9 protein-coding genes and 1 pseudogene are annotated in these 13,567 nt (G+C 64.4%); 6 read left to right on the top strand and 4 right to left on the bottom strand.

What is annotated here, in order from left to right; all coding sequences use genetic code 11:
• Positions 1-316 precede the first annotated feature (316 nt).
• On the top strand, positions 317-1,117 hold the full coding sequence (locus tag EH240_RS17210) for a WecB/TagA/CpsF family glycosyltransferase (protein ID WP_425374810.1): 801 nt from the start codon (positions 317-319) through the stop codon (positions 1,115-1,117).
• A complete protein-coding gene (locus EH240_RS17205; protein ID WP_125000243.1) occupies positions 1,114-2,340 on the top strand; it encodes an FAD-dependent oxidoreductase in 1,227 nt (408 codons plus the stop codon). The genes EH240_RS17210 and EH240_RS17205 overlap by 4 nt, the downstream gene beginning before the upstream one ends.
• Positions 2,341-2,421: 81 nt before the next feature.
• On the opposite strand, the gene EH240_RS17200 is transcribed toward EH240_RS17205, so the two are convergent.
• A complete protein-coding gene (locus EH240_RS17200) occupies positions 2,422-3,579 on the bottom strand; it encodes a GNAT family N-acetyltransferase (RefSeq protein WP_125000240.1) in 1,158 nt (385 codons plus the stop codon).
• A 282-nt stretch (positions 3,580-3,861) separates the two neighbouring features.
• On the opposite strand from EH240_RS17200, the gene EH240_RS17195 reads away from it, so the two are divergent.
• Positions 3,862-5,331: a glucosamine inositolphosphorylceramide transferase family protein gene (locus EH240_RS17195; protein WP_125000237.1), complete on the top strand. Its 1,470-nt coding sequence runs from the start codon at positions 3,862-3,864 to the stop codon at positions 5,329-5,331.
• Here EH240_RS17195 and EH240_RS17190 read toward each other — a convergent pair.
• Positions 5,317-6,411, bottom strand: a complete 1,095-nt coding sequence (locus EH240_RS17190; RefSeq protein WP_125000234.1) for a glycosyltransferase family 4 protein — start codon at positions 6,409-6,411, stop codon at positions 5,317-5,319. The two genes, EH240_RS17195 and EH240_RS17190, sit on opposite strands and share 15 nt — an antisense overlap.
• Positions 6,408-7,820 (bottom strand): lipopolysaccharide biosynthesis protein, encoded by a 1,413-nt coding sequence (locus EH240_RS17185; protein WP_245436138.1) that lies wholly within the window; start codon positions 7,818-7,820, stop codon positions 6,408-6,410. The genes EH240_RS17190 and EH240_RS17185 overlap by 4 nt, the downstream gene beginning before the upstream one ends.
• A 239-nt stretch (positions 7,821-8,059) precedes the next feature.
• Between EH240_RS17185 and EH240_RS17180 the strand changes: the two genes are divergently transcribed.
• The 3 genes from EH240_RS17180 (at position 8,060) to EH240_RS17170 (ending at position 12,926) form a co-directional block, all read left to right on the top strand.
• Positions 8,060-10,207 carry a GumC family protein gene (locus EH240_RS17180; RefSeq protein WP_125000231.1) on the top strand — a complete coding sequence of 716 codons (2,148 nt, stop codon included), beginning with the start codon at positions 8,060-8,062 and terminating at the stop codon, positions 10,205-10,207.
• A gap of 20 nt (positions 10,208-10,227) precedes the next feature.
• On the top strand, positions 10,228-11,337 hold the full coding sequence (locus EH240_RS17175; RefSeq protein WP_125000228.1) for a glycoside hydrolase family 5 protein: 1,110 nt from the start codon (positions 10,228-10,230) through the stop codon (positions 11,335-11,337).
• Between the two features lie 71 nt (positions 11,338-11,408).
• Positions 11,409-12,926, top strand: coding sequence for a hypothetical protein (locus EH240_RS17170; RefSeq protein WP_125000225.1), 1,518 nt, complete (start codon positions 11,409-11,411; stop codon positions 12,924-12,926).
• 40 nt (positions 12,927-12,966) lie between these two features.
• Here EH240_RS17170 and EH240_RS37970 read toward each other — a convergent pair.
• Positions 12,967-13,567 (bottom strand): annotated as a pseudogene (locus EH240_RS37970) (hypothetical protein); the annotation flags it as partial.

Here is a 13,567-nt window from a genome sequence, read left to right as displayed (position 1 = left end):
GTAGTTGGGATCAGAAGAATTGAATTGGTTTATTCATAAATTCAAATTTTACATATTAACTAACTATTAACATATCACTTAACTTTATGATTTTTTTACGTATGGTGCCCGTGAAGGGGGTAGTTGAATATCGGAGAGTGGGGCGGCTTCTCCTATGCGAAAAGTTTTAGAAAGTTCAAAAAGAGATTTTGAACAACAGTGCGTTACGACTAGCGGATCGGATCCGCTCCATCCCAGCCAACATTTGACGTCCGCAAACCATGAGACCTCACATTTTCCCCGGTTGCAGCACCAGACTTCGACCGGGCATACAAGCGTGACCGCCGTGGCAGCGCTGGAAGCGGCGCCTTCCCGGCAGGACCTGCCTGCATTGCCGACGGTGCAGCTTGGCGGACTGCCCATCACCGTGATCGACCGGCAGGGCGCCGCCCGCCTGATGCTCGCGGCGGCGCGGCAACACCGCCACGGCAGCCGTCCCTATTACTTCACCTCCGCCAACGGCGAGGTCATCGCCCAGGCGCGCGCAAAGTCCGAGATAGCTGCTCTCTTCCGCGAAGCCGACCAGATCTTCGCCGACGGCCAGCCGCTTGTTCTCGCCTCGCGGCTTTTGTGCCGCACACCGCTGCCGGAACGGGTGGCCACCACCGATCTGTTCCACGATGTGGCAAAGCTCGCCGAGAACGAGGCTGCGACCTTCTATCTGCTGGGATCGACGGAGGCCGGGAACGGCAAGGCCGTGGCCGCCATCAGGGCCAGCTACCCGCGTCTGCGCATCGCCGGCCACAGCCACGGCTATCTCACCGGCGAAGCGCTCGACAACAAGCTCGACGAGATCGATGCGCTTGCACCGGACATATTGTGGCTGGGCCTCGGCGTGCCGCGCGAGCAGGTCTTTGTGCGCGACTTCGGGTCGCGGCTGTCGAATGTCGGGGTCATCAAGACGTCGGGCGGCCTTTTCGACCATCTTGGCGGCAAGGTCCAGCGCGCGCCGCTCTGGATCCAGAAGGCCGGCTTCGAATGGCTGTGGCGCATGCTGATGGAGCCGCGCCGGCTCTTCTGGCGCTACTTCACCACCAATCCCCGCGCCCTCTATGCCCTCCTGAGGTATTCGCAATGACAGCCGAACATTCGCTTCGTCCGCTGCCGACGGGAACCGATACGGAGATCGCCATCGTCGGCGGCGGGCTCTCCGGAACCCTTGCCGCGACCTTGCTGGGACGGTCGGGCTACCGTGTCACGCTGATCGACCGCCACCCCGTTTTTCCGCGCGAGTTCCGCGTCGAGAAGATCGCCGGCGACCAGATCGACAAACTGCGCCGGATCGGTCTCCTAGACAGCCTTTCCGCGGCGGCCGCGGCATTCGACGAGATCGTCAACGTGCGCAAGGGGCGGGTGCTCGACCGCACACGCGCCCGCCATTACGGCATCTTCTACGACGACCTCGTCGCCGCGATGCGGGCCGAGCTGCCCGAGACCGTGCGCTTCGTCGCCGGCCGGGTGAGCGCAGTGGAGGCTGGGTCCGAGCGGCAGCGTGTGTCGATCATCGGGCAGCCGGATGTGACGGCCCGCCTCCTTGTGCTCGCCACGGGCATGGGGGACATCCTGCGACGCGACGTGGGTATCGAGCGCCGGTTCGTCCACCAGCGCCAATCGCTGACCTTCGGCTTCAATGTCCGGCCGGCGGGCGCAAGCGCCTTCAAGCATACGGCGCTGACCTATTACGGCGAACGCGTCTCTGACGGGATCGATTACCTGAACTTCTTCCCGGCCGGAGGCGTTACCCGCGCCAATCTCTTCGTTTTCCGGGAGCACACCGACCCGTGGGTCAAGGCGCTGCGCGACCGCCCTCGCGAAATGCTCATCGAGACGCTTCCCGGACTCCTCGACACATTCGGCAATTTCGAGGTCATCGACCGTGTCTCGAGCTGGCTCACCGACATCACCGTCGCCGAGAATTGCAAGCGCGACGGGGTCGTCCTGATCGGAGACGCCTATCAGACATCCTGTCCGGCCGCCGGAACAGGGGTCAGCCGTCTGCTCACCGACGTGGAACGCCTGTGCATGGTGCATGTGCCGCAATGGATGGCCTCGCCCGGCATGGCGGCCGCGAAGATCGCCACCTTCTATGACGATCCCATGAAGCAGGCGATGGATGAACGCGGGCTCGAGCTGGCGAATTTCCGCCGCAGCCTGACGATCGACACCGATCTGCGCTGGCGCGCGCGGCGGCAGGTTCACTTCAGCCGTCGCCGCATCCTGCATGAGATCGACAAGTTCAGCCCGAGCTTTGCCGCCAGGCTGCGCGGTCTCAAGCGACCGCAAGTGGAAGCCGTCACCTGATCGCGGCCAATCAGCCGGCACTTAGGCATTTTGAATGCGCGCAAGGCGTTGAGACCCCGATGCGTTTCAGGCTTTCGGATTTCAGGACGACTCGGCGGCCTCATCGGGAGCCGGCGGCACGATGACAGGCGAAGGCTTGGCCTTCTTGACATGCGCGGCCTCCAGGACATGCCGCGCCAGCGCCTTGGCTGCCGGCAATTTCTCCACCGTCAGATGCGCCGCATAGCCGAGCGGACTCCCCGCCCGGTAGATCTGCCACATCGGTGAAGGCCGGCCGCCGAAGATGCGCTTGTAGGGCTCGTCGCCGATGGTGAAATCGAGGTGGTGGTCGCCGCGCTCGATACAGTCGCGGGCAATCTGCTCGAACATCAGGCTGCCGATCGACTGCTTCCTGTAGCCGGCCTCGTCGAAGCCGCCGAGGATGACCAGGAGCGAGCCGCGGTGCTCGAGCCCGAGCGCGCCGGCGATCGCCCGGCCGTTCATCCAGAATGCGTAGGTGCGGGCGAAGCCGCCGCATCCTTCATTGGCCACAGCCATATAGAAATCGAAATAGGAGGGCAGTTGCAAAAGATCGGCGGGACCGTTGCTGCCGTCGAAGCGTTTGCCGCGATAAAGCTTGAGGGCATCGAATGTCGTGCGGATGGCGGCCGGGCCGTCCACGCATTCGAAGCGCGCCTCGCCCATGCGGTTGAGCTGCCGGGATTTCTTGTCGAGCTCCTTGCGATAGGACTGGTCCAGCCGATGCTCGCGCCAGCCGGCGAATGTCGGCTCCAGCTTGCTGGAATAGGCGCTCATGCCCATGCTGTCGCGCTTGTCGACGCCAAGCAAGCGTTCCATAGCCAGTGCGCGGTCCGCCAGCTTGCCGATGCGCAAGAGATCGTATGGCCGCAGGTGCTTGCGGATGGCGGCGACCGTGCGGCTGTCGGCAAGGATTCGGGAGAAAGTCTCCTCGTCGGCGACAGGCGAGACATAGTCCGAAACCCGCATGTCCGCGAATTCCACGACCTTCAGCAGTGTGTACCGGCGCCTCACCAGAGGCAGCACCATCGCGAGCTTTCCGCTTGCGCGCATGCGAACGACGATGATCAAAGGCGTGGCGGCACCTTGCCGTACGAGCCTATCGTACAGTTGCGCGAGCCATATGGGATGCTGGAAAGCGGTCGCCGCCGAACTGGCGAAGAGCTCGGCATATTCCGTCGAACGGAAATCGAACGCATCCTCGGCAGTGACTTCAAACATGTGATCCGAACCGGCGGGACAGCGGCCTATCGACGACGTCTTGCGTTTCAGGTCAAGATCGATCGCGGGGATTGTTGGAATCTTGGTATATGCGCAAAGTGCTAATGTTGCGTTGCACAGGCATCGGGCGCGTCCGTCAAAAGGCCGGTTCGGTATCGCAAGCAGAGAATTTCGGCGTGACCGGCGAAGTCGAGCTTTGCACGTAACCTCGATGCAAGCATTTTCGTCCAGTCTTCCATTCCTCATTGTTGGAAATCCGAGCAGGACATAGTCGCGGAAGACATGCTGGCGATCGAGGTCATCGTTCCGCAATCGGCGCCCCGCCATTGGCAGCAGGTCGCCATAGAGCGGCTGGAGGCGGATGGCCACGACGTCGCGGTAGCGCATCGGCCCGGGCCGGCGAGCTGGCCTGTCGCGGCAAAAGCCGCCTTCCACTTCGAGCAACGTCTTTTCCGCCGGCGCGGGCCCCTTCTCAGCTCCGCCGTGCAAGCAATCCAGGCTCGGCCCGGCAACCGCCCTGCCGCGCTGAGGCTCGATCTTGCCGGCGATGCGGCCACATCGGACGTTCCGACCATCGGCCTTCGCTTCGACGGTTCCAGCGCCGATCTCTCGGCCGCGATTGCCGTCGCGGCCGGCAGGCTGCCGGTGATCGAGGCCGTGCTCGACAGGAAGACGGTGGTGGGCCAGGCGCGGCCGATGGTGGACAAGCGCGAATCCACCGCACTCGGCACCGAGGACGTCTTCGCCCGCGCCATCACTCTGGTTCGGTCGGTCGTTCGCGCGTTCGCTGCGGACCGGCTGCCGCGGGAGGCTGAAACCCACGGTCGCGGTGAGCGAGGCCGGTTCACATCCGCGTATCTCGGCGCGGCGCTTCCGCGGCTTGGCCGGGAAGCGCTCCGGCGCGCGCGCTTCCGCCACGCGCACTGGCGTGTCGGCTACCGCTTCACCGATGCGCCGAGCGTCGCCGATATGGGCAAGCTCGGCACCGGCTGGTCGGTGCTGCCGGACCTCGGCGACCACTTCTATGCCGACCCGTTCCCCTTTTGGTGGCGGGATCAGCCATTCGTTTTCGTCGAGGATTATCCGCACGCGACCGGTAAGGCTGTCATCTCCGTTGTTCCGTTCGATGCGAACGGTGTCGCCGGCGAGCCCCGAGTCGTGCTGGAGGAGGCCCACCACCTCTCCTACCCGCAAGTGTTCGAGCGCGACGGCGTGATCTGGATGCTGCCGGAGGCGAGCGCCGGCGGCACGCTCACGCTCTACCGCGCCTCGGCCTTCCCGGACGGGTGGATTCCTGAGACTGTGCTGGTCGAAGGCGAGATTTCCGATGCCACCTTGTTCGAGCATGAAGGACTGCTGTGGCTGTTCGCCACGGATCGGGACGGTCATGGAAGCACTTCCGACACGCTGGTGGTTTTCTCGGCTCCCGGGCTCGCCGGTCCATGGCGGCCGCATCCGGCGAACCCGATCCTGATCGACCATCGCATGGCTCGCCCCGGTGGAGCCTTCGTCCGCAACCGCGAGGGCCGCGTGCTCCTTCCAGTCCAGGACGGAACGCTGGGCTATGGCGGCGGGCTGGGCTTGTCCGAGTTGCTCGAGCTCAACCAGCATGCGGTGCGGCTGTCGGCGCCCCGGCCGATCGATGCCGCTGGCGACTGGCCCTATCCGAAGATCCACACGCTCAATCGGGCGGGCCGGCTGGAGGTGATCGACGGGATCGCCGCGGTGCGGAAGCGGTCAGCCAAGAAGTAACGCCTCATAGCCGGCGCACATCCTGGCTGGCGAATACTTGTCCCGCAGCCGCCGTCCCGCCGTTGAAAGCCTGGCCTTGAATTCCGGCCGCGCGAACAGATCGCCAAGTCCCCTGGCCATGCCGGCGGCGTCGGCCTCGACGAACAGCGCGGCGGGTTCGCCGTCCTCGGCGGTCAGCACCTCGCGCAAGACGTCGAGGTTGCTCGCCACGACCGGCAGCCCGGAAATGGCCGCTTCGACGCAGGCGAGGCCGAAGGTCTCCGTCATCGAGGCGAACGCATAGGCATCGCCGGCCGCGAGGAATTCGAAGATGCGCGCCGGAGGAACCTCGCCGACGAGATGCAGGCGGTCCGCCACGCCGCGGCTTTCGGCAAAGGCGACGAGCGCCTCGCGTTCCGGCCCCGCGCCGGCGAGCGCGACATGGACGTCAGGCAATCGGTCCAGCGCCCCGACAAGCGCGATCTGGTTCTTCATGCGCGTCAGCCGGCCGGACGAGACGGCCAGCCACACGTTTTGCGGCAGGCCGAAAGCGGCACGCGCTTCTGCCTTGTCGAGTCCCTCGCCCGGTGCGGGAACACCGTGATCGATACGGCGCATGCGCCGCCGATAGGATCGCGGATAGCGACCGAACTGCGCTTCCGTCCAGCCGGAATTGACGACATTGGCCTGGTAAAGGCCGACCGTGCCCATCAGCTTGTCGATCTGGGAGAGCAGACCCATGACTCCCTTGCTGTGCGGGGCGCCGCTCTGGTTTGCGACGATGTGCCTCACACCGGCCAGCCGGGCGCCGAGCGTGCCGAAGATATTGCCATAGTGCTGGTAAGTGATGACGGCGTCGGGGCGCGCCGCACGCAGGTATCGCACAAGTCCGATGGTCGCCCGGATCTGCCCGGGCAATCCGCGCGGGCGTTCCGCCAGGATGAAATCCGCATTGCGATCGCGGTCATAGGCATCGGTCTTGCGATACATGAAGACGGTGCGCACCGTATGCCCGCGCGCCCGCAACCCTTCGCCCACCATGTCGGAGATGCGCTGCGCTCCCGCCGCCTCCGCCTGGGTCTGCACCTGGACGATTTTCACGTACGCCCTTTCAGGAGCAGGTGCGGCACGAGCCCGATCTTGCCAAAAGACAAGCCGAGGATCGACGGGTTGATGCCGATTTTGCGCCGGGCGATCAACACCCCGAAGGTCGTCCAGGCGATGACTGTCGCGGCAATGCTGAGCGCCGCGCCTATCGGTCCGAGGTAGTAGGTTGCGACGGCCGTCACGCAAAGCCCGATGATGTTGACAACGACAAGCACCTTGAACAGCGCATGCTGGAGACCGGTCAACTGCAGCAGGATTTCGATCGGGCCGCAGGCGGTGCCGAAGGTCGCCCCTATGCCGAAGATGACGAGCGTCGCCCTCATGGTCGGCGTCGCATAGGCCGGGTTGAACATGAACAGGATGAAGTTGCCGAATATCCAGAACGCCGCCAGCACGCATAGCGCAATGGCCGATCCGCCGAGCGCGGCCAGACTGGTGATGCGGTGGACGTGAGCCCTGTCGCCGCTGTAGAAGGCGGCCGATATCTGGGGCGCCAGCGCCTGGTTCATGCCATTGAGGGCAAGGGTCACGAAGCGCGTGGTCCGGTCCGCCACAAAGATCGCGCCCGCCGCCTCCGGCCCCAGGATCATAGCCACGAGCAGGGTGCTTACCTGGCCGAGCGCGGGCGGCAGGGAGGTGACACCCCATAGGCCGAGCGTCACGGTTTTGAATTCCTGCTTTTGCCCTTGCGTGAGACCGCCGCGATCTGCTCGCGCCGTGTCGCGCACCAGGACGATTGTTTGCGGGACGACCGAGAGGATGAGCAGCAGCGCCGTCAGATATGTCGCGGCAACCGCATCGAGCTTCACATGCATGAAGTGCAGCGCCACAACGGCGGCGATTGTCGCCGCGCGCCAGATGATGTCCCGCGGCAACAGGCCCGATATCAGCGCGTTCTTGGCCCTGAAAGCGCCGGAGGTAAACTCCGACCAGCCGAGCGAGAACGACAGCACCGCGGCCGCCACGCACAGCGGCAGCCATTCCGGCGTTCCCCTGCCGACGAAGGGCAGGAATCCCACCACGATGATGAGCAGGCTTGTGGCGACCAGCCCGGCCAGCGCGACGAGAATGGCGCGCGCCATCAGCCCGTGAGCCGATCCGAGATCGCCTAACCCGGCATATTGAGGCCAGAACCTGAGCACGGTGCTCTGCTGGCCAACCGAAGCGAAAAAAGACACCAGGCTCGCGCCGGCATAGGTGGCGCTGTAGAGGCCGAACTCGCGTTCGTCCGTCACAATCGCCACGGCCACGAACATCAGGAAGGACAGGCCGGCGCTTGTGAGCTTGATGACGCCGGCCACGGCGCCGCTCTTGGCGAGGGCTGTGATCGACATGCGCATGTCGGTCGCCGGGCTGGCCGCTGCCCCCGGGGCGGCCTCGCGGTTCCCTGTCTTATCCTTCAACCTCGCCTCCTGAGACGATCGGCGAGGGCCTACCCTGCACCTGCGACGACGCTCAAAACCCGATCCTGCATAAGCAAAATGCCGCAAACGCGCCAGCGCGAACGCTTCGCATGGTTACCGGCCTCGCCCGCGCCGAACTCATCGTCGCGCCGCCACCCTTAACGGATGGCTAACGATAATCCTTAATAATGCGGCCACGAGTGAGGTCGTGGGATCGCGGCTCTGCACGAGGAAAATTGATGAAGCCAGCCAGGATCGACGAGCGCACTCTTCCGCCGCTGTTCGACATAGGTGCCGTGTGGGCCATCCTTTGGGCGCGTCGCGTGATGGTGCTTGCCATCGCCGGCGCGGCATTGCTGCTGGCGCTTTCCTATCTCGCGGTGACCAAACCGAGCTATACCGCAACGGCCTCGATACTGATCGACCCCCGCGACACGCGCGCGACCAATTTCAACAACGTGCTTCCGGGGATCGGCTCCGACAGCGCCGCCATCGCCAGCCAGGTCTTCGTCATCCAGTCGCCTGACCTGCTGGGCTCGGTTTTCAAAAGCCAGAAGCTCGACAGCGATCCCGAATTCACCGGCGTCGGCCTGATGTCGCGCCTGTTGTCGCTGTTCGGCGCCGGCGCGACCTCGCCGCAGGACGCGGCCTTCAAGCGCTTCCAAGGCAAGGTGTCGGTGGAGCGCGAGGGGCTCACCTACGTCATCAATGTCAGCTTCACGTCGCCGTCGCCGGAAAAGGCCGCGCGCATCGCCAATGCCATCGTCGACCAGTACCGGGCAGGCCTCGTAGGAGAACGCGAGACCGCCAACAGCGACGTGAACACGCTGCTGACGGACAGGATCTCGGGCCTGCAGAAGGACGTCAGCGACGCCGAGCGGGCGGTTGAGGATTTCAAGACGAAACATAATATCGTGAATTCGACGGATGGCGGCACGCTGCAGTCGCAGCTCGATCAGCTCACGACGCAGCTGATCGCCGCCCAGGGCGACGCCGATCAGGCCAAGGACCGGTACAACCAGGCGCTGGCGGCGGGCAATTCGCCGGCCGGGCTCGCCAAGCTTGCGGACATTCTTACCTCCACCTCGGCCATCAAATTGCGCGACGACTACAACCAGCGCGCCACCGAGCTTGCCAGCCTGCAAACCATGTATGGGCCGCGTCACCCGACCATCGGGCGGCTTCAGTCCGAGCTGGAGCGGTTGAAGCGGCTGATGGCCGCCGAGGCGGATCGCATAAGGCAGCAGTTGAAGGCCAGCTACGACCTTGCCGTGCAGAATGTCGGGAAGCTGCAGGACAAGCTCGAAGCCCTGCGCCAGCAGTCGACGAACTCGAACATCGCCCAGGTGCAGCTGCGGCAGTTGGAATCGGAGGCCCAGGCGGCGCGCGCTGTGCTCGACGACTACCTCAAGCGCGCGCAGGAAACCTCCCAGATGCAGGGCGTGCAGACCTCCGAGGCGCGCAAGATCGGCGTGGCCTCACCGCCGGTGCAGCCGACTTGGCCGAAACCGGTCCTGCTTCTCCTGGTAAGCGCCGTTCTGGGGCTACTCGCCGGATGCGGCCTGGCCTTGGCGCTTGGTCCGGTCCCGCAGCCGCAAGAGGATCCGCAGGCACCGAAGGATGTCGCGCCGGAGCCGGTCGCGGACCGCAAGGACGGCGCGCCCGCCAGCCCCCGGCCATTGCCGATGCCGGCCAATTTCGGCGAATATCGTCTGCCTGGCGTTGCCGGCGGGACAGCCTATTCCAACATCAAGGCGATCAGGAAGCAGCTGTTCCAGACCGGAAACGAAACGCTTTCGCTCGACGTCCTGAAGATCATGCGGCAGATGGTCCTGCACTTGAACGACCATGGCAAACCCTTTGTCATCCTCGTGTCCTCGATCCGCAGCAGCTTCGAGGCAAGGATCGCGGGCGCGATGCTGGGCATCGGCATGCAAAGGGCCGATCAGAATGTGCTGATGGTCGAAATTGGCGATCACCTGTCCAACTCGACGACCGACGGAGCCGGGTTGTTCATCGATGGCGCGACCGGCCTGCAGACTATCGTGTGCAGCTCTGTGGCGGAAAAGGGTCCAGGCGTTGCGGATCGCAACACGTTCCGCGGCATTTTGGCGGAAGCCGGCAGCGCGTTCGATTTCGTGCTCGTGATCGCGCCCTCGTTCAATGAGAACGGCTGGAATCCGGAACTTTTCGCCAAAGCCGACCTTGCGCTTCTGGCGCTCGGCCCGTCCGAGCAGCCTTCGGAAGCCGCTAGGCTGCTCGCGCAAAAATTCGGTGCCGGCCAGATCGGCCGCAGCGCCACTCTTGTCGTCGCGCCCGACGGCGCGCGGCCGGCCGAGGCGATCGCAGCCGCTGAACAGCGCCGCAGCGCCGCCGCCCGGGGATAGGCGGTGGACGGGGTGGATCGATGACATCGCCGCCCAAGGTGTCACGGCGACATGCGCTGGCTCTTGCCGCCGGAGCCGTTCTCGCCACCTCCCCTCTGCCACGGTCCGCCGCGCTGGCAACGGCCGGCGCCCGCGTTCCTTCGCGCGGCTTCAACCTTCCCGGATGGCTCGACCGTGACGATGGGTTTGCGCCCACTAGGGCCACGCTTGAAAAGTTGCGCCAATCGGGGTTCGAGACGATCCGGCTGCCGGTAAACGGCGATCTCGTCTCCAGCGGCGACCCGGCAACGCTTCGCCGCATCCAGAACGGGATCGGGGACCTTGTCGCATCGGGCTTTTCAGTCCTCCTCTACATGCATCCCTCGGGCGAGCTCGTGGCGGCTTTCCGAAACGATCCCGAGGCAGCGGCAGAACAGGTGCTCCAGGCCTGGACGGTGTTGCGCGTCGTCGTCGCCGATCTGCCGGCGCAATCGGTCTATCCGGAGCTGCTGAACGAGCCTCCCATGGAACGGAGCGCATGGCTGGCGCTGCGGGAACGGATCGCCGCGACGCTGCGAGCGAGCTGCCCGCGCCACACGCTGGTCTGGGGACCGGCACGGTTTCAGGGTATCTGGGAAATCGCCGGCACGCCGCCGCTCGCCGACGACAACCAGATCGCCGCCGTCCACTATTACGCCCCCATGGCATTCACCCACCAGTGCAAGAACTGGGATGCCTCGCCGCTCGCGCGCATCGCGAACCTGCCCTTTCCCGCAAGCAAGGACACGGCGACGGTGATCCGGCAGCTGTCCAAATTGCGCGCGGCGGGCGACGAAGAGGCCGTCAGGCTCGTTGAGGACGAACTGTCGGCGCCTTGGACGGAGGCCCGGATCGCCCAGGATTTTGCCGATCTTGGGTATTGGTCCGCGACCCACGGCTGCCCGGTCATGCTGAACGAATTCGGCGTGCTCAATTTCTGCGTGGACGCCGAAAGCCGCGCGTCGTGGGTGCGCGCCGTGCGCAAGGCGGCTGACGCGAACCATGTGGCATGGATCTATTGGGAGCTCGATCAGGGTTTCGGCTTCATCAGGAGCAGGCAGAGCGTCGAAGGCTTCGACGGCTCGATGATCGCCGCGCTCCTTGAAAATTAAGCGGGCACGGACATGGACGATAGGCGCCATAAAGACTTGCCGCGGCAAGCAATGACAGGAGCGGGCAAGGGATGAGCACGACGCAGGCCTATTCGCCTGTCGGACTGCCGGGCAGGGACACGCCCGAAGCCCTGCTGCATGTCGGCACGGCCTTGCTTGTCGTTGCGCTCGCCGTCTCCGCCTTTGCCGTCTGGACCCCGTTCGGGGTGGCCGCGACCTTCGTGCTGACGCTGATCATTTCGAACGCGATGCCTTCGGGCGTTCCCGTGCTGATCATCTGCGCCTTCCTCTACCAGAACCTCGTGGTCGCCTGGTTCACCCCTTACATCGCCGACAACGACACGTTCGACGCGCTGCGCGGCACGAACTTCATCATCTTGATGACCGCGTTTGCCATTTTCCTGGCCGCCTCGCTTCAGTACCGCGTCCGCGCGCTGAGCGAATTGCGCCCATGGCTGCTGCTGAGCATGGTGCTGTGCGGAACGATTTGTCTCTATTTCGCTCTCGGCGCCGTGTACGGCGGGCCGAAGGACGCCGTCGTCTATTTCCGCAACACGATCACGCCGCTCGCCTGCTTCCACGTCGCGGTCCTCGCCGCCAGCCTTTATCCCGTCGATCTGCGCAAGAGCATGCTCTGGCTCGGCGCCGGCGCGATCATCTATGGCTATGCGGAACTGATCTTCACCATGGATTTCCTCGGCCTCTTCCATGGCGACCAATATGTCGAGCGCAGCATATCGCGGCAGGTCGAGACAGGCGTGTGGGAAAAGGCGCTCCAGGAAACGGGTTTCGTCTACCGTGGGATCGAGGACGTGATGACCACGACCTTCTTCAACACGCCGCTGTTCAACGACATTCTGCCCAGCGTCTTCCGCATCGGCGGCCCGAACTTCCATCCGATCAGCTATGGTTATGCCTTGAGCATCATTTCGGCTTGGCTCCTCTTCAGAGGACGATGGTTGCTGCCTTTCGCGGCCTTGCCGCTGCTGCTCGTCATCGGCTCCAAGGGCGCTACCTTCCTACTCTTCGTCGCGATCGCCGTGCGGCTCGTCTACAGTCCTTCCCGCGCCGGTCTGGCGCTCATGGCCGTGATGGCCCTGGCCGTGGTCTGGACGACAGCGGCGATCGCCTATGGCGCCACGCATGGCGATTATCACGTCCTCGGCCTGATTGCCGGCATGCGCGACTTCCTGGCCGACCCGCTAGGCCAAGGACTGGGTCTCGGCGGCAACCTGTCGAGTACGAGCATCAATCTCAACTGGCAAAGCGCCCAGGCCGAGGGCGCCGCCTCCGTCCCGGTCGAGAGCGCGGTCGGCGTCATGCTTTACCAGATGGGCGTAGGCAGCCTCGTCTTCTTCGGCTTCCTGACGGCGTTGGCCGCGGCGTTGCGGCGGCAGCTCATCGAAACCGGCGACCCGGATTTCCTGTTCGGTTTTGTCGGCATCGTCACCATATCGGCCAACGCCGTGCTTCAGGAGGAGGCGTTCTACTCCCCTCTCGCCCTTGCCTTCTGCCTTCTGCTCGTGGGCGTCTCGCTGGGAACACGCTGGCGCATGGCCGCGGCGGCAAGGACGGAGGCGTCGAGCTGATTTCAAGTGTCGGCGGATTTTGGCCGGCTCCGCGATTCCTTCAGGAGCCGAACAGCACCATCTCGGTAAACGTCAAGTCTCCCGGCGAGGGTGATTTCGGACCCTTGAAATACTTGATCCCCTTCTTCGGAAAATACCTGCCGGACAGACCCGGAACCGGACCCATGGCGTCGACGAGGCATAGCAGCTTTCCGCGCCGCAGGAGAAAGCGCCCCGCGGCCTCGGCGCAGCGGACAAGATCCGCGTGGGAGCGGCAGTAGACGACCTGGCAGCACGGAATGAGACCATGCAAAATCGGGCGCGGTTTCAGCACAAGCGGCAAGGCCAAGCCATCGCAGATGCAGATCAGCGACAGGCAGCCCAACGAGGCATGCTCGAGCAGTATAGTGAGCTCAGCCATTTCGGCGAGGTCGGCACGGGCTTCCAGCACGAGATCCGGGCGCGGCATCGCATTCAGGACTGGAAAGAAGGCGACCTGTCCGCCGGAAAACAGGCGAAAACCGAATGCCTTGTTGAGCTTCACTGTCCCGGGCGATGCAGGGCTGTCCGGGGAAAGTTCTGAGTGAATCGAAATGCCGCATGTGCATGCCCCGTAAAGCGGGTTTTGTCCGTCTTCTCTCTGGTTGTCGAGACTCAGAAAA

The organism is Mesorhizobium tamadayense, from assembly GCF_003863365.1.
In the GTDB taxonomy this organism is placed as follows: domain Bacteria; phylum Pseudomonadota; class Alphaproteobacteria; order Rhizobiales; family Rhizobiaceae; genus Mesorhizobium; species Mesorhizobium tamadayense.
The sequence above is the reverse complement of the archived record's forward strand: the minus strand, read 5'-3'. Positions and strand labels throughout refer to the sequence as shown.